26 protein-coding genes are annotated in these 25,598 nt (G+C 76.5%); 9 read left to right on the top strand and 17 right to left on the bottom strand.

Annotated features, from left to right (window positions below; translation table 11 throughout):
* Positions 1-64 precede the first annotated feature (64 nt).
* From cydC to ACI79P_RS13415, 3 genes are read right to left on the bottom strand one after another with little or no spacing between them, the layout of a single operon-like run.
* Positions 65-3,400: a thiol reductant ABC exporter subunit CydC gene (cydC, locus tag ACI79P_RS13425; RefSeq protein WP_456581554.1), complete on the bottom strand. Its 3,336-nt coding sequence runs from the start codon at positions 3,398-3,400 to the stop codon at positions 65-67.
* Complete coding sequence (cydB, locus tag ACI79P_RS13420; RefSeq protein ID WP_456581553.1) at positions 3,397-4,440, bottom strand: cytochrome d ubiquinol oxidase subunit II; 1,044 nt, start codon at positions 4,438-4,440, stop codon at positions 3,397-3,399. The genes cydC and cydB overlap by 4 nt, the downstream gene beginning before the upstream one ends.
* Before the next feature lie 30 nt (positions 4,441-4,470).
* Positions 4,471-6,048, bottom strand: a complete 1,578-nt coding sequence (locus ACI79P_RS13415; protein WP_456581552.1) for a cytochrome ubiquinol oxidase subunit I — start codon at positions 6,046-6,048, stop codon at positions 4,471-4,473.
* Between the two features lie 113 nt (positions 6,049-6,161).
* Between ACI79P_RS13415 and ACI79P_RS13410 the strand changes: the two genes are divergently transcribed.
* Both ACI79P_RS13410 and ACI79P_RS13405 read left to right on the top strand, forming a co-directional pair.
* Entirely contained in the window at positions 6,162-6,530 is a 369-nt protein-coding gene (locus tag ACI79P_RS13410; RefSeq protein ID WP_456581551.1) for a BlaI/MecI/CopY family transcriptional regulator, read from the top strand.
* Between the two features lie 14 nt (positions 6,531-6,544).
* Complete coding sequence (locus ACI79P_RS13405) at positions 6,545-7,468, top strand: M56 family metallopeptidase (RefSeq protein WP_456581550.1); 924 nt, start codon at positions 6,545-6,547, stop codon at positions 7,466-7,468.
* Here the strand turns inward: ACI79P_RS13405 and ACI79P_RS13400 are convergent.
* The 7 genes from ACI79P_RS13400 to ACI79P_RS13370 form a co-directional block, all read right to left on the bottom strand.
* On the bottom strand, positions 7,454-7,813 hold the full coding sequence (locus ACI79P_RS13400) for a hypothetical protein (RefSeq protein ID WP_456581549.1): 360 nt from the start codon (positions 7,811-7,813) through the stop codon (positions 7,454-7,456). The genes ACI79P_RS13405 and ACI79P_RS13400 overlap by 15 nt on opposite strands.
* A 111-nt stretch (positions 7,814-7,924) precedes the next feature.
* A complete protein-coding gene (locus tag ACI79P_RS13395; RefSeq protein ID WP_456581548.1) occupies positions 7,925-10,246 on the bottom strand; it encodes a heavy metal translocating P-type ATPase in 2,322 nt (773 codons plus the stop codon).
* A complete protein-coding gene (locus ACI79P_RS13390; protein WP_456581547.1) occupies positions 10,246-11,157 on the bottom strand; it encodes a hypothetical protein in 912 nt (303 codons plus the stop codon). The genes ACI79P_RS13395 and ACI79P_RS13390 overlap by 1 nt, the downstream gene beginning before the upstream one ends.
* Positions 11,158-11,170: 13 nt before the next feature.
* Positions 11,171-11,380 carry a heavy-metal-associated domain-containing protein gene (locus ACI79P_RS13385; RefSeq protein WP_456581546.1) on the bottom strand — a complete coding sequence of 70 codons (210 nt, stop codon included), beginning with the start codon at positions 11,378-11,380 and terminating at the stop codon, positions 11,171-11,173.
* A 25-nt stretch (positions 11,381-11,405) separates the two neighbouring features.
* On the bottom strand, positions 11,406-11,726 hold the full coding sequence (locus tag ACI79P_RS13380) for a metal-sensitive transcriptional regulator (protein WP_456581545.1): 321 nt from the start codon (positions 11,724-11,726) through the stop codon (positions 11,406-11,408).
* A 61-nt stretch (positions 11,727-11,787) separates the two neighbouring features.
* The gene (locus ACI79P_RS13375) at positions 11,788-12,129 is read right to left on the bottom strand and encodes a helix-turn-helix domain-containing protein (RefSeq protein WP_456581544.1); all 342 of its coding nucleotides are present in this window, start codon (positions 12,127-12,129) and stop codon (positions 11,788-11,790) included.
* 112 nt (positions 12,130-12,241) lie between these two features.
* Positions 12,242-12,739, bottom strand: a complete 498-nt coding sequence (locus ACI79P_RS13370) for an Hsp20/alpha crystallin family protein (RefSeq protein WP_456581543.1) — start codon at positions 12,737-12,739, stop codon at positions 12,242-12,244.
* 188 nt (positions 12,740-12,927) lie between these two features.
* On the opposite strand from ACI79P_RS13370, the gene ACI79P_RS13365 reads away from it, so the two are divergent.
* The 4 genes from ACI79P_RS13365 to ACI79P_RS13350 are packed head-to-tail and all read left to right on the top strand — an operon-like array spanning position 12,928 to position 15,783.
* A complete protein-coding gene (locus ACI79P_RS13365) occupies positions 12,928-13,374 on the top strand; it encodes an STAS domain-containing protein (protein WP_456581542.1) in 447 nt (148 codons plus the stop codon).
* A gap of 48 nt (positions 13,375-13,422) precedes the next feature.
* Positions 13,423-14,697 (top strand): YibE/F family protein, encoded by a 1,275-nt coding sequence (locus ACI79P_RS13360; RefSeq protein ID WP_456581541.1) that lies wholly within the window; start codon positions 13,423-13,425, stop codon positions 14,695-14,697.
* Positions 14,694-15,401, top strand: a complete 708-nt coding sequence (locus ACI79P_RS13355; RefSeq protein WP_456581540.1) for a class I SAM-dependent methyltransferase — start codon at positions 14,694-14,696, stop codon at positions 15,399-15,401. Before ACI79P_RS13360 ends, ACI79P_RS13355 begins: the two co-directional genes overlap by 4 nt.
* A 49-nt stretch (positions 15,402-15,450) precedes the next feature.
* Positions 15,451-15,783, top strand: a complete 333-nt coding sequence (locus ACI79P_RS13350) for a TraR/DksA family transcriptional regulator (RefSeq protein WP_456581539.1) — start codon at positions 15,451-15,453, stop codon at positions 15,781-15,783.
* Positions 15,784-15,850: 67 nt separating this feature from the next.
* Here ACI79P_RS13350 and ACI79P_RS13345 read toward each other — a convergent pair whose 3' ends face one another.
* Genes ACI79P_RS13345 through ACI79P_RS13325 form a run of 5 tightly spaced genes read right to left on the bottom strand, consistent with a single transcriptional unit; the run spans position 15,851 to position 20,783 of the window.
* The gene (locus tag ACI79P_RS13345) at positions 15,851-16,798 is read right to left on the bottom strand and encodes a glycosyltransferase family 2 protein (protein ID WP_456581538.1); all 948 of its coding nucleotides are present in this window, start codon (positions 16,796-16,798) and stop codon (positions 15,851-15,853) included.
* Positions 16,795-17,676: a glycosyltransferase family 2 protein gene (locus ACI79P_RS13340; protein ID WP_456581537.1), complete on the bottom strand. Its 882-nt coding sequence runs from the start codon at positions 17,674-17,676 to the stop codon at positions 16,795-16,797. Before ACI79P_RS13340 ends, ACI79P_RS13345 begins: the two co-directional genes overlap by 4 nt.
* Positions 17,673-18,761, bottom strand: a complete 1,089-nt coding sequence (locus ACI79P_RS13335; protein WP_456581536.1) for a prenyltransferase — start codon at positions 18,759-18,761, stop codon at positions 17,673-17,675. Before ACI79P_RS13335 ends, ACI79P_RS13340 begins: the two co-directional genes overlap by 4 nt.
* A 10-nt stretch (positions 18,762-18,771) precedes the next feature.
* A complete protein-coding gene (locus ACI79P_RS13330) occupies positions 18,772-19,536 on the bottom strand; it encodes a class I SAM-dependent methyltransferase (protein ID WP_456581535.1) in 765 nt (254 codons plus the stop codon).
* Complete coding sequence (locus ACI79P_RS13325; RefSeq protein ID WP_456581534.1) at positions 19,530-20,783, bottom strand: glycosyltransferase family 4 protein; 1,254 nt, start codon at positions 20,781-20,783, stop codon at positions 19,530-19,532. Before ACI79P_RS13325 ends, ACI79P_RS13330 begins: the two co-directional genes overlap by 7 nt.
* A gap of 95 nt (positions 20,784-20,878) precedes the next feature.
* Here ACI79P_RS13325 and ACI79P_RS13320 point away from each other — a divergent pair, with 95 nt between their 5' ends.
* From ACI79P_RS13320 to ACI79P_RS13310, 3 genes are all read left to right on the top strand, one after another.
* Positions 20,879-21,172, top strand: coding sequence for a Dabb family protein (locus ACI79P_RS13320; protein WP_456581533.1), 294 nt, complete (start codon positions 20,879-20,881; stop codon positions 21,170-21,172).
* Positions 21,173-21,210: 38 nt separating this feature from the next.
* Positions 21,211-21,966 carry a hypothetical protein gene (locus ACI79P_RS13315; protein ID WP_456581532.1) on the top strand — a complete coding sequence of 252 codons (756 nt, stop codon included), beginning with the start codon at positions 21,211-21,213 and terminating at the stop codon, positions 21,964-21,966.
* Between the two features lie 95 nt (positions 21,967-22,061).
* Positions 22,062-23,150 carry a DUF4192 domain-containing protein gene (locus tag ACI79P_RS13310; protein WP_456581531.1) on the top strand — a complete coding sequence of 363 codons (1,089 nt, stop codon included), beginning with the start codon at positions 22,062-22,064 and terminating at the stop codon, positions 23,148-23,150.
* Positions 23,151-23,164: 14 nt separating this feature from the next.
* Here ACI79P_RS13310 and ACI79P_RS13305 read toward each other — a convergent pair whose 3' ends face one another.
* Entirely contained in the window at positions 23,165-25,255 is a 2,091-nt protein-coding gene (locus ACI79P_RS13305) for a S9 family peptidase (RefSeq protein WP_456581530.1), read from the bottom strand.
* Between the two features lie 69 nt (positions 25,256-25,324).
* Positions 25,325-25,450 (bottom strand): hypothetical protein, encoded by a 126-nt coding sequence (locus ACI79P_RS13300; protein ID WP_456581529.1) that lies wholly within the window; start codon positions 25,448-25,450, stop codon positions 25,325-25,327.
* Between the last annotated feature and the right edge of the window lie 148 nt (positions 25,451-25,598).

Here is a 25,598-nt window from a genome sequence, read left to right as displayed (position 1 = left end):
GCGCCGGGGGCGCTCCCCCTCTGCCCCGTGGGGGTGGGCAGAGGTGGAGCGCCCTGCCGACCCCTCAGGCGGTCGCCCGGACCGCCGGTTCGCCCAGGTGCAGCACCGTGTCGCCGGGGCGCTCGACGTCGTCGTCGTGGGTGACGCAGACGACCACCCGGCCCGCGAGCGCGGCGCGCAGGTCGTGCAGCAGCGCCGCGGCGGTCGGGGCGTCCAGGTGGGCGGTCGGCTCGTCGAGCAGGACCACGTCCCGGTCGGCCAGCAGGGCGCGCGCCGCGGCCAGCCGCCGCCGCTCGCCGCCGGAGAGCGCCGTGCCGCCCGCCCCGACGGGGGTGTCCAGGCCGTCGGGCAGCGTGGCCAGCAGCCCCGCGAGGCCGGTCGCGGTCAGCGCCGCCCGCATCCGCGCCTCGCCCTCGGGCCCGCCGAGGACGCCGCGCGGTGCGGCCGTCGCCAGGTTGGCGCGGATGGAGGAGGCGAAGACGTGCGCCTCCTGCGGCAGCCAGGCCAGCCGGGCGCGGAGGTCGTCGCCGAGGAGCCGGTCGGCGGGCACGTCGTCGACCGCGTAGCTGCCCGCCCGGGGGCGCAGCGAGGCCATGAGCACGGCCAGGAACGTCGACTTGCCCGTGCCCGACGGGCCGCGGACGACCAGCCACCCCTCGCCGGCCGCCGCACGGGCGTCGACCCCGCGGAGCACGTCGGGCCCGCCGGGCCAGCCGGCGACGAGCGCCTCGGTGCGCAGCGACCGGACGTGGTCCGGGGCGGGCAGCGGCTCGGCGGGCTCTGCGGCGACGGGGGCGGTGAGGACGGCGTCGATGCGGGCGCGCGCGTCGGCGAGGGCGCCGCGGCGCTGCAGGGCCGCGACCAGCCCGGCCAGCGGCTCGGCCAGCGCCAGCGGCGCGAGCGCGACCACGGCCAGCGCCGGCCCGGTGAGCCCACCGGCCGACGCGGCGACGGTGCCGAGGACCGCGGCCAGCCCGGTGCCCAGCACCACCAGCCCGTTGCCGACGGCGGCGGCGCGGTCGCGGGTGCCGGCGCGGCCGCCCTGGCGCGCGGCGGCCGCGTCGAGCTCCGCGGCGGCCCGGGCGGCCAGCCCGTGCGCCCGCAGGTCGGCCAGCCCCTCGAGCACGGTGCTGGTCTCCCGCAGCGCGGCGACCCGCAGCGTGCTCTCCGCGCGGGCGGCGCCGGCGTCCAGCCCGCGGTGCGCGAGCAGGACGGCGGCGACCGTGAGCGCCAGGACGGCGGCCACCAGGCCCGCGGCGGCGGCGTCGACCAGCGCCAGCACCGCGACGGTGACGGCGGGCACCGTGGCGGCGACCAGCAGCGGGGGCCGGACCCGCACGCCGAGGTCCTGCACCACGCCGACGTCGCCAACGACCCGGGCCAGGGCCGATCCGGGCGTGCGGTCGGCGGCCAGCCCCTGGGCGGCCAGCGCGCGCCAGACCCGCACCCGGAGGCCGGCGGCCTCCCGCAGGGCGGCGTCGTGGGCGGAGAGCCGCTCGAGCCAGCGGAGCACCGCCCGGGCCAGGCCGAAGAAGCGGACCCCGGCGGTGGCGACGAGGAGGGTGAGCACCGGGGGCATCTCCGCCGCCCGCACGATGAGCCAGCCCGAGGCCGCCGTCAGCGCCACCCCCGCCCCGGAGGCGAGCACCCCGGCCAGCACCGCGCGGCGCAGGGCGCTGGCCGCGGGGGCCGGCGTCGTCGCCTCCGGCACCGGGTCCGCGGCGGGACGCGCCGGCTGCACCCGGCGGACGGGGGTGGCGGGACGTCCGGGGATCGCCGGCGCGGGGAGGTCGACGGTGCGGTCGGCGAGGCCGGCGAGCACCGGGTCGTGCGTGACCAGCACGGTGGTGACCGTGCCGCGCAGCGAGGCCAGGACGGCGGCGACCAGCCCGCGGGCGTCGTCGTCCAGGTGCGCCGTCGGCTCGTCCAGCAGCAGCAGCCGGGCGCCGCGGCGGACCCGCACCAGGGCCCGGGCGAGCGCCACCCTCTGCAGCTCGCCGGGGGAGAGCGACTCCGGCGCCCGCCCGGCCAGGTCGGTGGCCTCGAGCCGGCCGAGCGCCTCGACGACGTAGGCCTCGGCGACGATCTCGTCCACGCCCGGCTCCGCGGCGGCGTGCCGGCGCAGCTCGTCGGCGACGGTCGCACCGGTGGTGCGCGGGAACTGGGGCACCACCGCGACGGGGCCGCCGGTGGCGACCGAGCCGGCGACGCGGGCGCCCGGGTCGGTGAGCCCGGCCAGGGCGGCCAGCAGGGTGGACTTGCCCGACCCGCTGGGCCCGCGGAGCACCACCAGCTCCCCGGGGCGGACGACGAGGTCGGTCGGCGGCAGGGCCGGCGCGGTGCGGCCGGGGTGGGCGACCGTCAGCCGGGCGACCGCGACGTCGGCGCCGCGCGGGTCGTCGTCGCCCGGCGCCGGTGCGGCGCCGGCGCCGGCCGGCGCGGCCAGCACCGCGCGCGCCTCGGCGGCGGCGAGGGCGGCGTCCTCCGCGGCGTGGTGGGCGGCGCCGAGCGCCCGCAGCGGGGCGAACGCCTCCGGGGCGAGCAGCAGCGCCGTGAGCCCGACGCCCAGGGCGATGTGCCCCTCGACCAGGCGGACGCCCACGGTGACCGCCACGAGGGCGACCGAGAGGGTGGCGATCAGCTCCAGCACGAGGGCGGAGAGGAAGGCGATCCGCAGCGTCGACAGCGTGCGGGTGCGGTGCGCCTCGCCGAGCGCCGCGAGCGCCGCCGTCTGCTCGGCGGCCCGGCCCAGCCCGACGAGCACGGGCAGGCCGCGCACGAGCTCGGCGACGTGGGCGGCGATGCGGTCCAGCGCCCGCGCGGAGCCGGCCGTCGCGTCCTGGGTGTGCTTGCCGACCAGCACCATGAAGACCGGCACGAGCGGGAGGGTGACCGCGACGAGCACCGCGGAGAGCAGGTCGGTCCAGGCCAGCGCCAGCAGCAGCGCCGGCGGCACGACGATCGTCTGCGCCAGCGCCGGGAGGTAGCTCGCCAGCGCGGGCCCGAGGTCGTGCAGGCGGGTGGTGGCGAGCACCGCGGCCGGTGCGGGCCCGCCGGCCGCGGCGACCGCGGCGGGCGCGGTGGCCAGCCGGTCGAGCAGCCGCCGGCGGAGCACGTCCTCGGCCCGGCGGGCGTCCCGCGCGGCCACCGCCTCGCCGAGGCTGCCGGCGGCGGCCCGCACCGCGACGCCCGCCGCCGCGAGCGCGAGCGGCACCGTGGGGGAGCCTTCGGCGAGCCCGCTCGCGCGGGCGACGGCGTGCGCGAGCCCGGCGGCCAGGAGCACCAGGCCGGTGGCCTGGACGAGGGCCGCCAGCGCGGCCCGGACCAGGGCGCCGGGAAGGCCCGGCACCCCGGCCAGCGCGGCGAGCGGGCCCCGCGGGGCGTCGGGTCCGGCACTCATGCCGGCAGCTCGCTCGGCGCGGGGGCCTCCCCGCTGCGGGGGGCGTCCTCGTGCTGCGGCTCGGCGGTCAGCCGCTTGCGGAAGACCCAGTACGTCCACGCCTGGTAGGCCAGCACGACCGGCAGCCCGACGGCGGCCGCCCACGTCATCACGGTGAGCGTGTAGTCGCTGACCGACGCCTCGGCGATCGTCACGTCGAAGGCCGGGTCGATCGTCGAGGGGACGACGACGGGGTAGGCGGCGCCGAAGATGGTCGCGGCCGAGCTGACGAGCATCACCGCCCAGCCGGCGAACGCCTGCCCCTCCCGGTCGACCCGGATGCGCGCCCAGGTGACCAGGACGGCCAGCGCGCCGACGACCCACAGCACGGCGGTGACCGGCGTCCCGGCGCGCAGGTGCACCCAGCCCGCCCAGGCCAGCAGCGGCAGCGCCGCCACCGGCGACCAGCGCAGGGCGAAGGCCCGGGCGCGCAGCCGGACGTCGCCGTCGGTCTTCAGCGCCAGGAACAGCGCGCCGTGCACCACCGAGAAGGCGAGCACCGCGACCGCGCCGAGCAGCGCCGCCCAGCCCACGCCGGCGAAGCTGCCGCCCACGCGGATGCCGTCGCCGTCGATCGGGAGACCCAGCGTGGTGGTGCCGAGCGCCGCGCCCACGCCGAGGGCGGCGATCAGCGACCCCACCGTGATCACGTGCGTCCAGGTGCCGTCCCAGCGGGGGTCGTGCGACTGGTGCCGCCACTCGAAGGCGACCGCGCGGATGATCAGCCCGAAGAGCACGAAGACGAACGGCAGGTACAGCGCCGGCAGCCAGGTGGCGTACCAGCCGGGGAAGGCGGCGAACACCGCTCCGGCGGCGGTGATCAGCCACACCTCGTTGCCGTCCCACAGCGGGCCGATGCTGCGCAGCATCAGGTGCCGGTCGGCGGTCCGGCGGCCCAGCACCGGCAGCAGGGCGGCGACACCGAAGTCGAAGCCCTCCAGGAGCAGGAAGCCGATCCACAGCACGGCGACGGCGGCGAACCACAGGGTCTGCAGGTCCATGACGGGTTCCTCGGGGTCTGCGGGTGGTGGTCAGTAGGCGAACTGGAGGACGTCGTCGTCGGCGCGGCGGCCGCCGGCACCTCCGGCGTCGCCGTCGGGCCCGTCGCGACGCTCGTCGTCCCGGCCGGTGCCGATCGGCGGCGTGACTGCGGTGTCGCTCGCGGTGACGCCGGAACGGATGAACGTCGTGAGCAACCCGAGCTCGATCACCGCGAGCACGCCGTAGACGAGGGTCAGCGCGCCCAGCGAGGTCCAGACCTCCGCGGGGGTGACCCCGGGGGAGACCGCCTGCGCCGTGAAGAACCAGATCTGGTCCTCGACCGGCACGTCGGGGTTGGGGACGACGACGAAGGGCTGGCGGCCCATCTCGGTGAAGATCCACCCCGAGGCGTTGGCCAGGAAGGGCGCGCCCACGGCCGCCAGCGAGCCGTACACGCCGATCCGGGAGGTCGGCACCCGGCCGCGCCGCGTCGACCAGAGCGCGTAGGCGGCCACCCCTGCCGAGACCGCGCCCATGCCGATCATCAGCCGGAAGCTCCAGTAGGTGACCGCGAGCACCGGCTGGTAGTCCACCGGCTCCCCGGCCAGGGTGCCGAAGCGGGAGGGGTCGTCGGGGTAGGTGGCGCCGTAGACCTCGGAGTACCGCTCCTGGAGCTCGTTGACGCCCGGTACCTCGCTGGTGAAGTCGCCGTGCGCGAGGAGGGAGAGCAGGCCCGGCACGGTGATCGAGTGGACGTCGTCGCACTCGTTGGAGCCCAGCTTGTTCCAGGCGAAGATCGAGAAGGACGCCGGCGCCTCGGTGTCGCACAGCGCCTCGGCCGAGCTCATCTTCAGCGGCTGCTGGTGGTACATCAGCTTGGCCTGCCAGTCGCCGGTGGCCGCGACCAGGACGAAGGCCGCGAGGGACACCCAGCCGCCGATCCGGACCGAGCGGCGCCACACCCCGTGGTCGATCTCGTCGGCCGGCTTCCCGGCCAGCTTCCGCCGGCGCAGGTGGTAGAGCCCGACGCCGACCAGCAGGGCGCCGGCCACCATGAGCGCGGCGACGATCGTGTGGGTGAAGGCGGCCAGCGCGGTGTTGTTGGTGAGCACGGCGAGGAAGTCGACCTGCACCGGCCGGCCGGTCGCGTCGTCGGCGACGACCCCGACCGGGTGCTGCATCCACGAGTTGGCCGCGATGATGAAGTACGCGCTGACCGTCGAGCCGATCACCGCCGCCCAGAGCGTCGCGAGGTGCAGCTTCTTCGGGATCCGGCCCCAGCCGAAGATCCACAGGCCGAGGAAGGTCGACTCGAGGAAGAAGGCCAGCAGCGCCTCGAGGGCCAGCAGCGAGCCGAAGACGTCGCCCACGAAGCGGGAGTACTCGCTCCAGGCCAGCCCGAACTGGAACTCCTGGACCAGGCCGGTGGCGACGCCGAGCACGAAGTTGATCAGGAAGATCTTGCCCCAGAAACGGGTCATCCGGAGCCACTCGGGGTTGTCGGTGCGCACCCACATGGTGTGCATGACCACCAGCAGGATCCCCAGGCCGATGGTCAGCGGGACCATCATGAAGTGGTAGACGGTCGTGATCCCGAACTGCCAGCGAGCGATGTCCAGGACGTCCACGGCCCGGGTCCCTTCTGCGGTCTACTATCGGCACCGTCATTTCTACGCCTCGTAGAAGACCTTTTCTACGACACGTAGAAGAGTCGGGTGTGATCTGCCGGACAGGAGGAGCGATGGCCTCGCTGGGGGAGCTGGAGCGCGCCGTCATGGAGCGGCTGTGGGCCGCGGACGGGCCGGTGGCGGCGACCCTGCTGCGCGACGGGCTGGCCGACCGCGGGCTCGCGCTGACCACCGTGCACACGGTGCTGAGCAGGCTGGAGCAGAAGGGGTTCGTCGTCCACGACGAGGCCCGCCCGCGCCGCTTCTGGGCGCGGACCAGCCGCGAGGAGCACGCCGCCGAGGTGATGCGCGAGGTGCTGGGGCAGGCCGCCGACCGGCAGGCGGTGCTGGCCCGCTTCGTCGGTGCGGTCGACGCCGACGAGGCCCGCATGCTGCGCGACCTGCTGGCCGCGGCCGGCACCGACGACGCCCCCCAGGGCTGACCCGGGACCGACCGGTGCTGCCCACCACCGCCGCGCTCCTCGCCGTCCTCGCCGCGCTGCTGGCCTGGCCGGTGCCCGCGCTGCTCGCCCGCGCCGCCTGGCCCCGGCGCGACCCGCTGGTCGCGCTGCTCTGCTGGCAGGCGATCGGCCTCGCCGGCGGGCTGTCGATCATCGGCGCGCTGCTGGTGCACGGGCTGGCGCCCTGGGGGCACTCGCTGCCCGAGGCGCTGTGGACGGTGCTGCACGGCCGGGCCGCGACGGAGGCGGTGCGGGGTGACCACTGGGTCGCGCTGACCCTCGCCGGGGTGCTCGCGTTCGAGCTGGTCGGCGTGCTGGTGCTCTCGTGGGTGCGCATCGCCCGCACCCGGCGCCGCCACCGGGCGCTGCTGGAGCTGGTGGTGCAGCCGGCCCCCGAGCCCGACGCCCGGCTGCTCGAGCACCCCGCGCCCGTGGCCTTCTGCATCCCGGGCGCCCGGCCGCTGCTGGTGCTCTCCTCCGGCATGGTCGCCGAGCTCGACGGGGACCAGCTGGCCGCCGTCGTCGCGCACGAGCGGGCCCACCTCGGCGAGCGCCACCACCTGCTGCTGCTGCCCTTCGTGGCCTGGAAGGCGGCGCTGCCGGTGCTGCCGGCGGCCGAGCGCGCCTACGGGGCGGTCCGCGAGCTGGTCGAGATGCGGGCGGACGACGTGGCCCTGGGCTCGCTGCGCGGCTCCGCTCCGCGCCGCACGCTGGCGGAGGCGATCGTCGCGGCCGCGGGGGGTGCCGGCGGGGTGCCGACCGGGGCCCTCGCGGTGGCCGGGCCCGGGGTCCGGGCCCGGGTGGTGCGGCTGCTGGAGCCGGCCGACCCCCTCCCGCCGCCGGCGCGTGCGGCGGCGCTGGCCGCGGCGGTCCTGCTGCTGCTGGTGCCGACGGCGCTCCTGCTGCTACCGGCGCTCTGACCGCGCCGCGACGCCGAGGACGGCCGCGGTGGCGGCCGCGACCCCGCCGCTGACCAGGGCGGCCCGGCGGTAGCGGGGGAGGGCGAGCGCCGGCAGCATGCTCGCCGCGTGCAGCCCGTCCACGGCCGCCGCGAACCGCAGCGTCCGCGGGCCCGGGGAGACGAGGACCGCTCCGTGCTGGACCACCAGCCGGGCACCGAGCACCCGGGCCACCCAGCGCCGCTCGCGGGGGAACCGCGGGTCGATCGCGGCGACCACCCCCTGCGGCCGGAGCACCAGCGCCAGGCCGGCGGCCAGCCCGGCCGTCGCGAGGGTGCGGACCGTCGCTCGCTGCACGTTCCTCATGGGGTGGCCTCCGGGGCGGTGGGTGGGTCCTCGAGCGGTAGCGCTCTGCCCCGCGGGCGTGGGCAGAGGGCAACTGTGCCGGACGGTGGCCGGGACCGGCGGTGGGCCCGGTCAGGCCGGGGTGCGCGCGTCGGCGCGGTGACCCCCGGGCACGGCCAGGGCGGCGTCCCGGTTCTCGGGCAGCGGCGCGAAGCCGCGCAGCCGCAGGCTGTTGGAGACGACGAACACCGAGCTGAACGCCATGGCGGCGCCGGCGATCATCGGGTTGAGCAGCCCGGTGGCGGCCAGCGGCAGGGCGGCGACGTTGTACGCGAACGCCCAGAACAGGTTGCCCTTGATGGTGGCCAGCGTCCGCCGGGCCAGCCGGATGGCGTCCGCGGCCACCCGCAGGTCGCCCCGCACCAGGGTCAGGTCGCTCGCCTGGATCGCGACGTCCGTGCCGGTGCCCATCGCCAGGCCCAGGTCGGCCTGGGCCAGCGCCGGGGCGTCGTTCACGCCGTCCCCGACCATCGCGACGGTCCGGCCCTCCTCCTGCAACCGGCGGACGACGTCGACCTTGTCCCGCGGCAGCACCTCGGCGACGACCTCGTCGATGCCCACCTCGGTGGCGACCGCCCGTGCGGCCCGCTCGTTGTCGCCGGTGAGCAGGATCGGGGTCAGCCCGAGCGCGCGGAGCTGGGCGATCGCCGTCGCCGAGGTGTCCTTCACCGCGTCGGCGACCACGAGCACGCCGCGGGCGGCGCCGTCCCACCCGACGGCGACGGCGGTGCGCCCGGCCGCCTCCGCCTCGTCGGTGGCGCGGACCAGCTCCTCGGACAGCGGGAGCGACCAGTCGGCCAGCAGCCGCCGGCGGCCGACGACCACCGCCGCGCCCTCGACGACGCCCTGGACACCCAGGCCCTCGACGTTGGTGAAGTCGGCCACCGGGGGGAGCTCGCCGGTGCGCTCGGCGGCGCCGGCGGCGACGGCACGGGCGATCGGGTGCTCCGAGGCGGCCTCGAGCGCGCCGGCCAGCCGCAGCACGCGGTCGGGGTCCTCGCCGGGGGCGGGGACGACGTCCAGCAGCGTCATGCGGCCCGTGGTGACGGTGCCGGTCTTGTCCAGGACGACGGTGTCGACCCGGCGGGTGGACTCCAGCACCTCGGGGCCCTTGATGAGGATGCCGAGCTGGGCGCCGCGGCCGGTGCCGACCATCAGCGCGGTCGGGGTGGCCAGACCCAGGGCGCAGGGGCAGGCGATGATCAGCACCGCCACCGCGGCGGTGAAGGCGGCCGGGAGCCCCGCGCCCGTGCCGATCCAGAAGCCGAGGGTGGCCGCGGTCAGCGCCAGCACGACGGGCACGAAGACCCCGGAGATGCGGTCGGCCAGGCGCTGCACCTCGGCCTTGCCGTTCTGCGCCTCCTCGACCAGCCGGGCCATCTGCGCCAGCTGCGTCTCGCTGCCCACCCGGGTGGCCCGCACGACCAGCCGGCCCCCGGCGTTGACGGTGCCCCCGGTGACGGTGTCGCCGGGGCGGACCTCGACCGGTACGGACTCGCCGGTCAGCATCGAGGCGTCGACGGCGGAGGAGCCCTCGGTGACCTCGCCGTCGGCGGCGAGCTTCTCGCCCGGGCGGACGACGAAGCGGTCGCCCGCCGCGAGCTCGGCGACGGGGACGCGCTGCTCGCTGCCCCCGCGCAGCACGGAGACCTCCTTGGCGCCGAGCTCGAGCAGCGCCCGCAGCGCCGCGCCGGCCCGCCGCTTGGACCGCGCCTCGAACCAGCGCCCGGCGAGGATGAACGTCGTCACCCCGGCCGCGGCCTCGAGGTAGATGTTCGCGCTGCCGTCGGTGCGGGCGATGGTGAGCTCGAACGGGTGCGTCATCCCCGGGACGCCGGCGGTGCCCCAGAACAGCGCGTACAGAGACCAGCCGAAGGCCGCGAGCGTGCCGAGGGAGACCAGGGTGTCCATGGTCGCCGCGCCGTGGCGCAGGTTGGTCCACGCGGCCCGGTGGAACGGCAGCCCGCCCCACACGACGACCGGTGCGGCCAGGGTGAGGGAGAGCCACTGCCAGTACTGGAACTGCAGTGCCGGCGCCATCGCCATGGCGACCACCGGGACGGTGAGCAGCGTCGAGACGACCAGCCGGGTGCGCAACGCCCGGAGCAGGGCCCCGTCCTCCTCAGCCCCCGCGGGCTCGGGGTGAGCCTCTGCACGGGGCCGCTGGGGCAGCCGGGCGGTGTAGCCGGTCTTCTCCACCGTGGCGATGAGGTCCTCGGTGCTCACGCCGTCGGCGTAGCTGACCTTCGCCTTCTCGGTGGCGTAGTTGACCGTGGCGGTGACGCCCTCGATCTTGTTGAGCTTCTTCTCGACGCGGGCCGCGCAGGACGCGCAGGTCATGCCGCCGATGAGCAGCTCGACGTCGCTGGTGGCGCTGCCGGGGGCGGTGGTCATCAGGGGTGCTCCTCCGAGTGCTCGGCGGTCACCGTGAAGGCGGCCGTGTGCACGGCGTCGTCGTGCCGGAAGTCCAGGAACAGCCGGTAGGTGCCCGCCGAGGGGGCGGTGGTGGTGAAGGGGACGTGCGGCCCGGGAACGGCCCGGGTGCCCTCGTGCTCGGCGGGGTGGACGTGCAGGTAGGCGAGGTCCCCGTCCCGCAGGGCGACCAGGTGCCCGTAGGCGCCGAGATACGGCTGCAGGTCGGTGACCGGGACGCCGTCCCGGCTCACGCTCAGCGTCAGCTCCGACTCTCCGCCCGGGGTGAGCCCGCCGGTGAGGACGACGGTGTAGCCGTCGACCTCCGCCACCCGCGAGGGGGCCGGCACGGGAGCGGGGTCGTAGGGGCCGGGAATGGCGAGGTCGGCGCCCAGGACGCGGTTCTCGCCATCGGCCGCGGCGGTGAAGTCGGCGAAGAGCCGCCAGCTGCCCGGCTCGAGCTCCACGGGCGCGCGCCAGACGCCGTCCTCGCCGAGCCGGGGGTGCACGTGCTGGTAGCCGGTGAGGTCGCGGCGGACCGCGACCAGGTGCAGGTCGACGTCGTGGTCGGTCTCGTAGGCCGTGACCGGGGAGCCGTCGGGCCCCAGGACGCGGAAGGCGACCTCGGTGGAGGGGCCGGCCGGGGCGGTGCCGTCGGCGAGGGCGAGGGTGTAGCCGTCCTCGCTCACCTGGAGGCCGGCGGGGGCCTCCACGGCGGCCGGGGCGGCGGCGTCGTGGCCGCCGTCCCCGTGCCCGTCGCCGTCCCCGTGCCCGGCTCCGGCCGGGGCCTCGACCGTGCCGGTGGGGCCGACCGCGGAGCCCACGCCGACCGCCGCGCCGAAGACGGCGACCAGGCCGACGGCGAAGGCGGCGATCTTCGCGGGTGCGTTCATGGCGCCGGCCGCGTCAGCGGCCGCTCACCTCGTATCCGGCCTCCTCGACCGCGGCGCGGACGGCGGCGTCGTCGACCGGCTGCTCGCTGCTGACGGTGAGCCCGCCGGTGGCGAGGTCGACCTCGACGCCGGTCACGCCGGGCACCTGCGAGACCTCCTCGGTCACCGCGCCCACGCAGTGGCCGCAGGTCATGCCGGTGACGGTGTAGCTGGTGGTGGTCATGGGGGTTCCTCTCGGGTTCGGGTGGTCAGGAGCGGACGAGGCGGGCGATCGCGTCGGTGGCCTCGCGGACCTTCTCCTCGGCCTCGCGGCCGCCGGCGCGCGCGGCGTCGACGACGCAGTGGCTCAGGTGCTCCTCGAGCAACCCGAGCGAGACCGCCTGCAGCGCCTTGGTCATCGCCGAGACCTGGGTGAGGATGTCGATGCAGTACTTCTCGTCCTCCACCATGCGCTGCAGACCACGGGCCTGCCCCTCGATCCGCCGCAGGCGCTTGAGGTAGTCGTCCTTGCGGTGGATGTACCCGTGCGCGTGGTCGTGGCCGGTGCAGGCACCGTCGGTGGTCTCCACGTCGTCCCTCCTGCCGGCGCCGCACCCTGCGACACCGGGATGAACCATACCCCCCTAGGGTTCATCCGTCCACCGGGTTCGGGTCCTGCGGCTCCTCCTGCAGCCGGGCGAGGTCGGCGCGGGCCGCGGCGAGCTCGTCCTGCAGGCCGACGATGACCTCGGCGGACGCGACCGGGTGCCCGTCGTCCAGCAGACCCCGCATGCGCGCGGCGAGCTCCAGCTGCCGGCGGGAGTAGCGCCGGTGGCCGCCGGGGGAGCGGTGCGGGGAGAGGACGCCGGAGCCGTCGAGGCTGCGCAGGAAGGCGGCCTGCACGCCGAGCAGCTCGGCGGCCTGGCTCATGGTGAGCGCCGGGTACTCCGGGTCGTCCAGCCGGCGCAGCGGGTCCTGCTCCTCGGGTGTCATCGCGGCGCGCTCCTGTCCTCGTGGGTGGTGGCCCGGTGGGCGGGTCGGGAACGGCGCAGGGGCCGGGCCCCGGACGGGCCCGGCCCCTGCGGTGCTGCCGGTTCGGCCGCGGTCAGCTCTCGACCGCCTTGGCCTCCTGCTGGGACTCGCCCTCGATCGTGCGGGCCTCGACCTGGGCGGGTGCGTCGGCGCGGGTCACGGTGATCCGGCGCGCCTTCGCCTTCTCCGCCACCGGGATGCTGATGGTCAGCACCCCGTCGTGGTAGCTCGCCTCGAGCCGGTCGGTGTCGAGGCTGCGGCCGAGCACCAGCTGGCGGGTGTAGCTGCCGAAGGGTCGCTCGGCGACGGTCCACTCGGCGTTCTCCAGCTGGGGGACCGAGCGCTCGGCGCTCACGGTGAGGGTGTTGCCCTCGACGGAGAGATCGATCGACCCGGGGTCCACGCCGGGCAGGTCGAAGTGGGCGACGAAGTTGTCGCCGACCCGGTAGGCGTCCATCGGCATGCCCGAAAGCGCCCGGGCGGTGGCGGTGCCGCCCCGACCGGTGAGCTGGTCCAGCGCGCGGAAGGCGGCGGACGTGGCGGCGAACGGGTCGTAAGCGGTCAGCATCATGGCTGGAACCTCCTGTGACGGTCGTGCTGTTGTTCGCTGCCCGAGGATGAACCTCTAGTGGCAACTGGAGATTACCTCGGTCGCGCACCTTGGTAAACGTCTTCGTCCGCGAAATGTTCCCGAGGTTCCCGTCGCGTCGCGCGGGCGGCGGGTGCGTGAACCGCCGCTGTGCGGGGCAGGACGCTGGCGTGGAGGAGACGACCAACGACCTGCCGCGCCAGGAAGCGCCCACCGATGACGCGCCGCCCGCCGAGCCCTCCGTCTCGCACACGGTCGAGGGGGAGACGGTGCGGCTGGTCGTCGGCGGGGAGCTGACCGAGGCCGCGCGCCGCCCCCTCGTCCGGGTCCTCACCGACCTGCTGCTCACCGAGCACTCCCTGCGGCGGGTGGAGCTGCACCTGCGCGACGTCGGCTTCATGAACTCCGCCGGCCTGGCGGTGCTGGTGCAGCTGCAGAAGCTCGGGGTGCCGCGGGCCATCGAGACGGTCCTGGTGGACCCACCCCCCTCGGTCTCCCGCCCCCTGCAGCTCACCGGGCTGTGGCACCGCTTCACCGTGGTCGCCGCCGACGGCCGGGTGGTCGCGGAGCCGTCGGGCGGCGGCGGCCCCGCACCGCGGGATCCCCGACACACCTGATCCGCACGCCCGCGCGGCTCCCGGCTGCCCGGCTCCTAGCCTGACCGGGTGCCCGCCAGCGATCCGCACGCCCACGTCCACGGCCCCGACCCCGACGCGCCACCGCCCAGCCCCGAGGCGCTGAACCGCCGCCGGCGGGCGGTGTGGCTGATGCTGCTGGTCCTCGTCCCCGTGGGGCTGGCCACCGTCGTCGGGCTGTTCGTCCTGTGGCCCAGCGGCGAGCCGACCCGCGCCCAGCTGGCGGCGGAGCAGGCGCTGCCGCCGGGGACCACCTACCCGGACGGCCGGGTCGCCGCCCTGGAGGAGTACGACTGCGGCGTCGAGGGCCGGCCGGCGACCTGTGCGACCGCCGTCGTGGAGGTGCTCGACGGCGACGGCGAGGGTGAGTTCGTCCAGCTCGACCTCGACGCGGTGGTGGTGGCCAACGGGGTCGAGGAGGGCGACACGCTCGTCCTGACCCGGGACGCGGCAGCCGAGGGCGGCGTCACCTACGGGTTCTTCGACTTCGCCCGCGACCTCCCCATGGTGACCCTGGCGATCGTCTTCGCGGTCGTCGTGGGCCTGGTCGCCCGGCTGCGCGGCCTGGCCTCGCTGCTCGGGCTGGCGTTCGCCTTCCTCGTGCTCCTGCAGTTCGTGCTGCCCGGGCTGCTCGGGGAGGGCTCACCGGTGCTGGTCACCCTCGTCGGCTCGGCGGCCATCATGTTCGTCGTCCTCTACCTCGCGCACGGGTTCTCCGCGCGGACGACGACGGCGCTGGTCGGCACCCTCTTCGGGCTGGCCCTGGTCGCCGTCATGGGGGCGCTCGCGGTGCAGACCGCGCGGCTCACCGGGCTGACCAGCGAGGAGACGGTGCAGCTGCAGACCTACGACCCGACGCTCGCCTTCTCCGGCCTCGTGCTGGCCGGCATGGTGGTCGCCGGGCTGGGCGTGCTCAACGACGTCACGATCACCCAGGCCTCGGCGATCTGGCAGCTGCACGAGGTGGACCCGTCGATGACCTGGCGCGAGCTCTACACCCGCGGGATGACCGTGGGGCGCGACCACATCGCCTCCACCGTCTACACGATCGTCTTCGCCTACTCCGGTGCCGCGCTGCCGCTGCTGCTCCTGTTCGAGCTCTACGCGCAGCCCTGGAACGTCGTGCTCACCTCCTCGGCGCTGGCTGAGGAGGTCATCCGCACGCTGGTCGGGGCGATCGCGCTGGTGCTCGCCGTCCCGGTGACGACGGCGGCCGGCGCCTTCTTCGCCAAGGCCGCGGACACCCAGGCGGGGGCGGCCACCGAGCGCAGCGTCACCGCGTTGCGGACTAGATTCGCCCGGTGACGACCGACCGGCCCCAGGAAGGACCCCCTGCCCCCCACCGCTCGCACGCTCGCGGCGGGCCCCTGCAGGGGGCCGAGCGGGACGCGGTCCTTCAACTGCTCGCCGCCGCCCAGGCCGCTCCCGGCTTCATGCCCGACGACGAGGGCCGCGCCCTGCACGAGGCCGCGCGCACCGTCGCCGTCCCGGGCCCGCTGCTGGAGGTCGGCAGCTGGATGGGGAAGTCGGCGCTCTACCTGGCCGCCGCCGCGCGGGAGACCGGCCGCCAGGTGGTCACCGTCGACCACCACCGCGGCTCCGAGGAGCACCAGCCGGGCTGGGAGTACCACGACCCGTCGCTGGTCGACCCCGCGGTCGGGCGGATCGACACCCTGCCGCGGTTCCGCCGGACCATCGCCGACGCCGGCGCCGAGGACGTCGTCGTCGCCGTCGTCACCCGGTCGGAGACCCTCGCCCCGCTGTGGAGCACGCCCCTGGCGCTGCTGTTCCTCGACGGCAGCCACACCGAGGAGTCCGCGCGCCGCGACCAGGACGCCTGGGTGGCCAAGCTGGCCGTCGGCGGCACCCTCGCCATCCACGACGTCTTCCCCGACCCGGCCGACGGCGGCCAGGCGCCCTACGGGGTGTACCGCCGGGTGCTGGAGAGCGGGGAGTTCGAGGAGCTGCCGGGCACGGGGTCGCTGCGGCTGCTGCGCCGCACCAGCTGAGCCCGCGCCGAGACGTCGTCCTGCCGGCACGGGGGTGCAGGATGGGCCGGTGCTCCCACCCGACCACCTCTCCCGCGCCCGGGTGGAGGCGCTGGCGCAGATCGAGGCGCTGACCCGCGAGTTCGATGCGATCGTCGCGGCGTCGCAGGCGTCCAACGCCGACGACGAGCACGATCCCGAGGGCGCCACCATCGCCTTCGAGCGGCAGCAGGTGGCCGCGCTGCTGGAGCAGGCGCGCCGCCGGCTGGCCGACGCCGACGCCGCGGTGGTCGCCGTGGAGAACGGCACCTACGGCCGCTGCGAGACCTGCGGCCGGCCGATCGCGCCGGAGCGGCTCGCCGCCCGACCCACCGCCCGCACCTGCATCCGCTGCGCCCGCTGACCCGGGCGTGTGCGCTGAGGGGGTGTTCCCGGCAACGGAACCCCCGCGTCAGCGCACACGCTGCGGTTCAGCTGACGTAGCGGCGGGCGGTCGAGTTCCGCTGCGCCTCCTCCAGAGCGGCGAAGCGGGCCTCCGCGTGCGGCGGCAGCACCCGCCGCTCGCGCAGCACCCAGGGCAGGCCGCGGGCCGCCTGGAGCAGGCCGCGGGCGGTCACCCGGTCCCGCGGCACGGTCCGCAGCAGGTGCAGGGTGCGACGCAGCGCGGGGCGGACCGGCCGCCGCAGCCAGGTGGTCCACAGCGTGTTGCGGATGCCGTCGGCCCGCCTCTTGTGCGGGTCCCGGGCGGTGCTCGCCTGGTGGTGGAGGGTGAGCTGCTCGAGATAGCACAGCTCCCAGCCGCGCGCGGCCAGGTCGCCGGCCATCAGCTCCTCCTCGCCGCCCAGCCAGAGCCGCTCGGAGAATCCGCCGACCTCGGTGAAGGCCTCCCGGCGCAGCACGGAGGCGCCGGCCAGGAACGAGCCGAGGGCGGGCCCGGGCAGCCAGTCGGCGCCGCGCACGGGCGAGTCGCGCAGCTCGGCGACGATCGGGTCCTCGGTGCCCCCGGGCTCCACCACGATGCGGGCAGTGACGATCGCCAGCCGCGGATGGGCGTCCAGGACGTCGGCCGCGGCGCGCAGCGAGCCCGGCTCCCACCAGGTGTCGTCGTCGCAGAAGGCGACGTAGGGGGTGTCGAGCCGGGCGACGCCGAGGTTGCGGCCTACCGCACCCAGGTTCTCGGGGCTGGCGATCAGCTCCACCTGCGGGAACCGCGCGCGCACGGCGTCGGCGGTCCCGTCGGTGGAGCCGTTGTCCACGACCACGACGTGCGGCTGCTCGGGGAGGGCCACCAGCCGCCGGAGCGCCAGCAGCAGCTCGTCGCGCCGCTGGTGGGTGATGACGACGACGGCGACGCGCGGGTCCGGGCCGGTGGCGCGGTCGCCGGCCGGCGCCGGAGAGGTCGTGCCGGCCGTGCTCACGGGCGCTCACCGTCCAGCACCCGCAGGCCCGCCCGCACCGAGGGGGGCACCGTCTCCCGCCGGCGCAGCGCGGCCGGGGCGTCGGGCAGCGCCCGCAGCAGCCCCTCGACGCCCGGGCGGCCGGCGCGCGCGGCCCGCCCCGCCGTGCGTGCGACGTCCAGCGCCGGGAGGCGCATCGCCGCGGTGAGCAGCCGGCTGCGCCAGAGCCCCGCCTGCCGGATGCCGGGCGCGTCGCGCCGGGGGGACGGGTGGTGGTGCACGGTCACCTCGTCGACGTAGGCCAGGCCCCACCCGGCGGCGGCCAGGTCCAGGGCGAGCCGCTCCTCCTCGCCGGGGAACCGGACCACCGGGTCGAAGCCGCCGACGGCCTCGAAGGCCTCGGTGCGCACGAGGGCGGCGCAGGCCACGAAGCCCAGCAGCGAGGGGCCCGGCAGGTCGTGGGCGGTGCCGAGCGGGCTCGCGGCCATCTCCTCGCAGACGGGGTCGAGCCGCTCCTCGGCCCCGACCAGGATGCGGGCGTTGAGCAGGGCCAGCCGGGGGTGGGCCCGCATGATCGCCACGGCGCGGGCGAGGTCGCCCGGCGCCCACCACGAGTCGTCGTCGGCGAAGGCGAGGAAGGGGGTGCGGGCGCGTGCGGCGCCCAGTGTGCGGCCGTGGGCGCCCTCGTTGCGCTCCAGCGGCAGCAGGGCCACCTCGGGGTGCGCCTGCCGCACCGCCTCGACCGTGCCGTCGGTGGAGGCGTTGTCGACCAGCACCACCGGGGCCTCGTGGCGCGGCAGGGTCGCCAGCAGGTCCTCGCGGCGGTTGCGGCTGGCGACCACCACGGTGACGTCGGCGGAGGGGTGCGGGGATCGGCCGGTGCCGGGGGGCGCGCTCACGGGGACACCGTGCCCGCACCTCCCGCCAGCCAATCAACCGGGGTGGTGGCATCGACCATGCCCGCGGCCGGCAGGGCCTCCGGCACGGCGAACAGGACGCTGGCGGGGGAGGCGCCGGACAGCGCGTCGGCGGCCAGCAGGACGGCGGCCGCCGTCCAGGTGGTGCGCTCGACGGGCCACCGCGCGTCGTCCGGGTAGACGAAGCCGGTCCAGTAGGCGCCGTCGGGGCCGCGCAGGTGCTGCATGGCCGCGACCTGCTCCAGAGCGGCGTCGCGCTGCCCGGCGACGACGAGGGCCAGCGCGAGCTCGCACGTCTCCGCCCCGGTCACCCACGGCCGGTCGGCGACGCAGCGGATGCCGAGCCCGGGGACGACGAAGCGGTCCCAGTCGGCGGCTAGCCGCTCGCGGGCGGCCTCGCCGGTGACCGCGCCGGCGAGCACCGGGTAGTACCAGTCCATCGAGTAGCGGGAGCGGTCGGCGAAGGCCTCCGGCCGGCCGCGCAGCGCCGTCCCCAGGTCGGCGACGGCCAGCTCCCAGTCCGGCTGCGCCTCACCGGTCAGCTCGGCCAGCGCCAGCCCGCAGCGCAGCGCCTGGAACAGGCTGGCGCTGCCGGTGAGCAGCGCCAGGTCGTCGGGGGTGCCGTCGGGCCGCAACGCCCAGGAGATGGCGCCACCGGGCAGCTGCATCCGGGTGACGAGGTCCAGCCCGGCGCGCACCGCCGGCCACAGGTCGGTGACCAGCTCCTCGTCGCCGCTGGTCAGCCAGGAGTGCCAGAGGCCGACCGCCAGGTACCCGGCGTGGTTGCTCTCCGCGGCCGGCGCGGTCTCCACGCCCCCGCGGTACTCGGCCGCCCAGCTCCCGTCGCGCCGCTGCCGGCCGGCCAGCCAGCGATACGCCGCCGCGGCGCGGAGGTGCTCGCCGCCGAGGTCCAGGGCCATCGCCGCCTCGACGGAGTCCCACGGGTCGAGCTGCCCGCCGGTGAACCAGGGGAGCGCGCCGTCGCGGTGCTGCTCACCGGCGATCCAGGCCACGGTCCGGCGCACCTGGTCGGCCCCGAGGACCCCCGGCAGCTCCGGGAGGACCACGCGGCGCCGGTCAGCGGGCGGCAGCGGACCGCTCCCGCTCCAGCCCGGCGGCGGCGGGCGTGACCCCGGCGGGCTTGTCGGCGTAGACGACGAAGCTCTTGCCGACGAGGGGGTCCAGCAGGCGCTCGGCCGTCCGCGTGATCCACGGGCGCCTCGTGAGGTCCCAGACCAGCAGCCGGTGGTAGGCCCGCACGGCCGCGGAGTCCTTCTCGACGCCGACGGCGCACTTGAGCCACCAGTACGGGGCGTGGAGGGCGTGCGCGTGGTGGCTCGCCCCGGGCACCAGGCCGGCGGCGGTCAGCCGTGCCCGCAGCACGTCGCCGCGGTAGATGCGGATGTGCCCGCCCTCGTTGGCGTGGTAGGCGTCCGACAGTGCCCAGCAGACCCGCTCGGGGCCGTAGCGCGGCACGGTCACCGCGACCCGGCCGCCCGGCTTGAGCACGCGGACGATCTCGGCCATCGCCGTGGCGTCGTCGGGGACGTGCTCGAGCACCTCCGAGGCCATGACCCGGTCGACGCTGGCGTCGGGGAAGGGCAGGTGCAGCAGGTCACCCCGCACCACCTCGAAGCGCGCACCTCCCGGGGCCTCGCCCGCCTCGGCGATCGCGCCCAGCCACCGCTTCGTCGTCTCGACCTCCTGCTGCCCCCAGTCGACGGCGACCACGCGGGCGCCACGCCGGTAGGCCTCGAAGGCGTGCCTGCCCTCGCCGCAGCCCAGGTCGAGGACGGTCATCCCCGGGCGCAGGTCGAGCCGCTCGTAGTCGACGGTCAGCACGGGTCGCCCTTCCGGTCCAGCGTCTCGGCGTACCAGTCGGCGGTGCGCTCCGCCGTGGCCCGCCAGGTGTAGGTGTCCAGGACCCGCCGGCGGCCGGCGCGCCCCAGCTGCTCGGCGAGCGAGGGGGAGTCGAGGACCAGCTGCAGGGCGGCGGTGAGCTCGCCGACGTCACCGGCCCGGACCCGCAGCCCCGCCTTGGTGCCGACGACCTCGGGCAGCGCGCCGGCGTCGGTGGTCACGAGCGGGGTCGCGCACGCCATGGCCTCCACGGCCGGCAGGGAGAACCCCTCGTAGAGCGACGGGATCGCCACCAGGGTGGCCCGCTGGAAGAGCCCGACGAGCTCCTCCTCGGGCACCGGGCCGGTGAAGCGGACCGCGTCGCGCAGGCCCAGCCGGTCCAGGGCCGCCTCGGCGGGGCCGCCGGGGCGGGTGCTGCCGACGACGGTGAGCACCACGGGCCGCTCGGTGCGCAGCTTGGCCAGCGCCTCCAGCAGGTGCACGAGCCCCTTCAGCGGGACGTCGGCGCTGGTGATCGCGAGGATCGAGTCGGTCTCGCGGGGCCGGCCGGCCGGCGGCGGGGTGAACCGGTCGGGGTCGATGCCGACCGGGATGACGGTCATCCGGTCCGGCGCCAGGCCCATGTGGGCTGCGATGTCGCGGCGGGAGTTCTCCGACACGGTGGTGACGGCGTCCAGCTGCCGGACCACCCTCGCCTGCATCCGGGTGAAGGCGTACCAGCGGCGCAGGGTCAGCGCGCGGCGCAGGGTGGGCGCCGCGGCCAGCTCCAGGTCGCGGTCGATGGCGATCGGGTGGTGCACGGTGGCGACGGTGGGGACGCCGGCCCGCACCAGCCGGAGCAGGCCGTAGCCCAGCGACTGGTTGTCGTGCACGACGTCGAACTCGCCGGCCCGGGGCAGCAGGTGCCGTGCTGCGCGCAGGGTGAAGGTCATCGGCTCGGGGAAACCGGCGGTGCACATCGTGGCCCACTCGGCGACGTCCACCCAGTCGCGGATCTCCGAGGGGCGCGGGGTGCGGAAGGGGTCGGGCTCCCGGTAGAGGTCCAGGCTCGGCACGCGGGTGAGCGGCACGCCCTCGTCGAGCTCCGGGTAGGGCTGGCCGCTGAGCACCTCGACGCGGTGACCGAGTTCGCGCAGCTCGCGGGAGAGCGCCCGGACGTAGATGCCCTGGCCGCCGCTGTGCGGCTTGCTGCGGTAGGACAGCAGTGCGATGCGCAACGACCGTCCCATGGGGACGGACTCTAACGACCGCGCACCGGCGTCCGGCTACCAGCCGGTAGGGGTGCCACCCGGCCGGAGGAGGGCGCGGCTGGCAGAGTTCCCGCATGATCCGTCACGTCGTCCTCTTCACCTGGTCCCCGGACGCCGACGCCGAGCGGCGGGCGCGCACGGTCGAAGCGCTGCGCGACCTGCGGCGCACGGTCGGCGGGATGACCTCGCTGGTCGTCGCCGACGACGCCCACCTGGTCGACGGCAACGCCGACAGCGTGCTGATCGCCGAGTTCCCCGACGTCGAGGCCTTCCACCGCTACGCGCAGGACCCCGTGCACCTGGCGGTCATCGCCGAGCACGTGCGCCCGATCCTGGCGGCGCGGACGGCGATCCAGCACCGGATGTGACCACCGGGGCGGCGCCCCGGCGACTAGCGTCGGCGGGCATGACCTCCGCGCACCGCGTGACCGGCGTCCTCGTGGCCGGCCCGGCCGCGGCCCTGCTGCTGGCCGGCTGCGGCGGGGATGCCTCGGACCGCACCGCCGCGGCCGCCTCCTCGGCGTCGTCCGCGGCGGCAGCGTCCTCCGCGCAGGCGACGAGGGCACCCGACCTCGCGTCGGGGCTGCTGCCCGCGGACGCCTTCGGGCCCGGCGCGACCGTGCTCGCCCTCTCGCCGGAGCAGTTGCGCGTGGGATCGGGCATCGTCGGCAGCGGGGCCGACGTGATCATCACCCCGGAGAGCTGCCGGGCCGCCGTCGACGGCACCCAGCCGGCCCTGGACGCCTTCGACGACGTCGCCGCGCAGAGCGCCACGACCGGGTCGACGACGACGGTGCAGATGCTGGTGCGCGGTGGCCCGGTCGGCGAAGCCGTCGAGCAGTTGGCCGGCGCCGCCGAGCGGTGCCCCGAGGCGCGGCTCACCTCCCCGCGGCTGGGGGAGGCGACGATCACCTTCGAGGAGCTGCCGGTGGCCGAGCTGGGCGACGGCTCGGCGCTGCTGCGCTACACGACCACGATCGCCGCTCCGGACGGGACGCGCGTGACGGTGCCGACGCTGGTCGCGGCGGTGGAGGACGACGACCGGGCGCTGGTCCTGCTCTCGGTGGACACCGGTCTCGGCGGTGCCCCGGCGGGCGACCCGGCGGCCTTCGCGGAGCTGCTCGAGCAGGCCTACGAGGTCCAGGCCGACGCCCTGGGCTGAACCGCCCCGTCCGTCGCGTCCACAGCGCCGGCCGCCGTCCACAGATCCCGCCGGGTGCTGTCCGCCGGCACCCGGGCGCCCCAGGGTCGATGCCCATGGACGTCCCCACCGCGCAGCAGCCCGCCGACCAGCTGGAGATCCGGCTCTCCGACCCCGGTGAGGTGGCCGCCGCGCTGCCGCACCTGCTGGGCTTCCACCCGGCCGAGTCGGTGGTGCTCGTCGGGCTGGGCGGGCCCTCGGGTGGCCGGGTCGGGCTCACCGTCCGGGGCGACCTGCCCCCGCCCGCGGAGGGCGCGCGGGCGGCGCGCCTGCTGGTCGGCAGCCTGCGGCGCGACCGGCCCGCGGCCGCGCTGCTCCTCGTGGTGTCCGAGGCGCCCGACGACCCGGCGCCGGCGGGGGAGGAGCCGGTCGTCCTGCCGCACCGGCCGCTGGTGCACGAGCTCGTGCAGGCCCTGGCCGCGGCGGGCGTCGCCGCGCGCGACGTGCTGCTGGTCCGGCGCGGGCGCTGGTGGTCCTACGACTGCCCGCACACCTGTTGCGCCCCGTCGGCGGGGACCCCGCTGCCCGGTGGCGTCAGCGCGCTGGCAGCCGCGGCGGTGTGCACCGGGCAGGTGGTCGCCCCCGACCGCGCCGCCCTGGCCGAGCGGCTCGACGCTCCGCCCGGCTCGGCCGCGGGCATGCGGGAGGCCTGCGTCCGCGCCGCGTCCGGTCGCGCCGCCCGGCTCCGGGAGGTGGGGTGGCCGGCGCTGACCGAGGAGTCGTGGGCGGCGGTGCGGCGGGCGGTCGCCCGCTGCCGGCCCGGCCCGTCCGGCGAGGGCCCGCTGGACGACGACGAGCTCGCGGCGCTGGGCTGGGCGCTGCGGGATGTGCGGGTGCGCGACCGCGCCCTGCAGCTGGCGCTCGGGGCCGACGCGGCGGCCGCGGAGGTGCTCTGGACGGTGTGCGCCCGGCGGGTGCCGGCGCCGCTGGACGCGGCGCCGGCCACCCTGCTGGCGGTCAGCGCCTGGTTGCGCGGCGACGGCGCGATGGCCGGGATCGCCCTCGACCGGGCACTGGACAGCGACCCGGACCACACGCTGGCGCGGCTGCTGCGGCAGGCGCTGGACGCGTGCCTGCCGCCCGCGGGGCTCCGCGACCTGCTCGAGCAGGCCGCCGAGCCACCCTCCGGCGGAGGGCCGGCGTGACCGCCGACCCGGGGTCAGAGCAGCTCAGGCCGCCGCCACGGATCGCCGAGCACGTGCTCGGCGAGGAAGGCCAGCACGGTCTCGTACCAGATCCGGCTGTTCCCCGGCGTCAGCACCCAGTGGTTCTCGTCGGGGAAGTAGAGGAACTTGGACGGCACCCCGCGTTTCTGCAGGCCGTACCAGAGCGCCAGCGCCTCGCCGATCGGCACCCGGTAGTCCTTGTCGCCGTGGATGACCAGCATCGGCGTGCGGATCTGGTCGACGTAGCGGTGCGGCGAGTTCTGCTCGTACCGCCGGGGCTCGGTGAACGGGTCGCCCCACTCCTTCTCCCAGTAGTACGCCGCGTCGGTCGTGCCGGTGAACTGCTCCAGGTTCCACAGGCTGGCGTGGGTGACGATCGCCCGGAACCGGTCGGTCTGCGTGGCCACCCAGTTGGCCATGTAGCCGCCGAACGAGCCACCCATCGCCGCTGTGCGCGTGGCGTCGACGTCGGGCCGCTGCTCGGCCGCGTCCACGGCGGCCATCAGGTCGGTGTAGGGAGCGTCGCCCCACTCACCCCAACCTCGGCGCACGAACTCCTGGCCGAAGCCCTGGGAGAGCGCGGGGTTGGGCAGCAGCACCGCGTAGCCCTGGGCCGCCAGCACCCACGGGCACCAGCGCCACGACCAGGAGTTCCAGCTCATCAGCGGCCCGCCGTGGATCCAGAGCACCAGGGGCGCGGGGGAGTCGGCCGAGGCGCCCTCGGGAAGCACCAGCCACGACTGCACCCGTGCCCCGTCGGCGGCGGTGGCGTGCACCTCGTGCAGCGTCCCGGGCAGCCGGTCGACCGACCCCGGGGTGGGCAGCGGCTCGGGCTCCTGCACCGGGGCCGCGGGGTCCAGCCGCACCGGCACGGGCGGGGAGTCGTACGCCGAGCGCAGGGCGTAGAGCGCGCTCCCGTCGCGGGCGACCTGCAGGTCGCTGTAGGCGCCGTCGCCGGTCAGCCGCAGCGGCTCACCGCTGTCGAGGGGCACGCGGAAGACCGCGTGGCGACCGTCCTCGTCGGCGAGGAAGTAGACGGCGCCGCCGTCGGCGGAGAACTGCGGTGCGCTGGGCCAGCGGTCGAAGCCGGGGGTGAGGTCGCGCGCGGTGCCGTCGGCGACGTCGACCAGCAGCAGGGTGTAGTCCGGGGGCTCGGCGTAGGAGGACATCGCCTCCCGCACGCAGACGAGCCGGTTGCCGTCGGGGGAGAAGGCGGCCCCGTAGACGTCGGCCAGCGGGTCGTCGACCAGCACGCGCGTCGCCCCGGAGCCGGTCTCGGCCAGCACCAGCCGGGTGCGCCGCCCGGCGGGTCCGTCGGGCACCTCCTCGGCGCGGGCCAGGAGGGTGCCGTCGGGGGAGAGGGCGATGTCCTCGCCGGAGCCGTTCGGCGGCGGAGCGTCCGGGGTGAGGTCGCGCAGCTCCACCGGTTCGCCACCGGCCGGCTCCTCCTCGGCCGGCAGCTGCCCGGCCCAGAAGAGGTGCGGCGCCGCGGGCCCGAGGTCGTGGTCCCAGTACCGCACCGGGTAGGCCTCGTGCAGGATCGCCGAGACCCCGGCGTCCGCCCGGGCCTTGCGCCGCTCCTCGTCGGCGTCCGGGGCCGAGCCACCGGGCATGGTCGCGGAGACGACGACGACGTCGCCGCTGTCGACGGCGACGGCGAACGAGCCGATGCCGCCCGGTCGTGCGAGCACCGGCCGCGCCTCGCCGCCGTCCGCGGGGAGCCGCCACAGCGCCGGCTTCGGCTCGGCTGCGGGGTCGGCGCCGGGATCGGGCCGGGCGGAGGTGAACAGCAGCGAGCCGTCCGGCGCCCACGCCGGGGCCGACTCACCGGGCGCGCTACGGGTGAGCCGCCGGGCGGGGCGCACCCCCTGCGGGTCGAGCTCCCACAGCGCCGTCTGCCACTTCTTGCCCTCGCGGTCCAGCGTCTGCAGCGGCACCGCGAGCCGCGTCCCGTCCGGCGAGAGCGCGAGACCACCGATCCGCGGCAGGGCGACGAAGTCGGCCAGGCGGTGGAAGGGCGTGGGCGCCGGGTCAGTGGCCTCGTCGGTGGCGGGGGCGTCGGGTGCGGGTGCGGGCGTGCTCACCGGGGCCTTCTCTCGCGCGGCAGCGGGGTCCGCACCACCGTAGTGAGCCGGTGGGCACCCCGCCGGGCGTCAGCGCAGGTCCCAGGCCCGCAGGGGCTCCCCGGGGCCCAGCGGGGCGAGCGCGGCCGCCACCGGCTGCAGCGCGTCTCCGGCCGGGACGCACGGCACCTCCGTGCCGTCGTCCCGCCGGCTCACCACGACCGGCCCCCCTCAGAGAGAGAACCCATGGCCTGTTCCAGGCCGCCTCGAACGATGAAAATCCTCGTGGGGCCGGCTGAGCTCGTTACTGCGTGGTGCGCTCGAGCCCGTCTCAGAGACTGACGCCAGGGGCCTTCCCGGCACC

It is taken from the genome of Blastococcus sp. SYSU DS0510, assembly GCF_054050835.1.
This window is presented reverse-complemented; position numbering and strand designations above follow the sequence as displayed.

Bases quoted from the DNA above. Each gene is read 5' to 3' on its own strand.
- cydC (WP_456581554.1), bottom strand. From the start codon at position 3,400: ATGAGTGCCGGACCCGACGCCCCGCGGGGCCCGCTCGCCGCGCTGGCC.
- cydB (WP_456581553.1), bottom strand. From the start codon at position 4,440: ATGGACCTGCAGACCCTGTGGTTCGCCGCCGTCGCCGTGCTGTGGATC.
- ACI79P_RS13410 (WP_456581551.1), top strand. From the start codon at position 6,162: ATGGCCTCGCTGGGGGAGCTGGAGCGCGCCGTCATGGAGCGGCTGTGG.
- ACI79P_RS13400 (WP_456581549.1), bottom strand. From the start codon at position 7,813: ATGAGGAACGTGCAGCGAGCGACGGTCCGCACCCTCGCGACGGCCGGG.
- ACI79P_RS13395 (WP_456581548.1), bottom strand. From the start codon at position 10,246: ATGACCACCGCCCCCGGCAGCGCCACCAGCGACGTCGAGCTGCTCATC.
- ACI79P_RS13390 (WP_456581547.1), bottom strand. From the start codon at position 11,157: ATGAACGCACCCGCGAAGATCGCCGCCTTCGCCGTCGGCCTGGTCGCC.
- ACI79P_RS13385 (WP_456581546.1), bottom strand. From the start codon at position 11,380: ATGACCACCACCAGCTACACCGTCACCGGCATGACCTGCGGCCACTGC.
- ACI79P_RS13375 (WP_456581544.1), bottom strand. From the start codon at position 12,129: ATGACACCCGAGGAGCAGGACCCGCTGCGCCGGCTGGACGACCCGGAG.
- ACI79P_RS13370 (WP_456581543.1), bottom strand. From the start codon at position 12,739: ATGATGCTGACCGCTTACGACCCGTTCGCCGCCACGTCCGCCGCCTTC.
- ACI79P_RS13325 (WP_456581534.1), bottom strand. From the start codon at position 20,783: ATGGGACGGTCGTTGCGCATCGCACTGCTGTCCTACCGCAGCAAGCCG.
- ACI79P_RS13320 (WP_456581533.1), top strand. From the start codon at position 20,879: ATGATCCGTCACGTCGTCCTCTTCACCTGGTCCCCGGACGCCGACGCC.
- ACI79P_RS13315 (WP_456581532.1), top strand. From the start codon at position 21,211: ATGACCTCCGCGCACCGCGTGACCGGCGTCCTCGTGGCCGGCCCGGCC.
- ACI79P_RS13310 (WP_456581531.1), top strand. From the start codon at position 22,062: ATGGACGTCCCCACCGCGCAGCAGCCCGCCGACCAGCTGGAGATCCGG.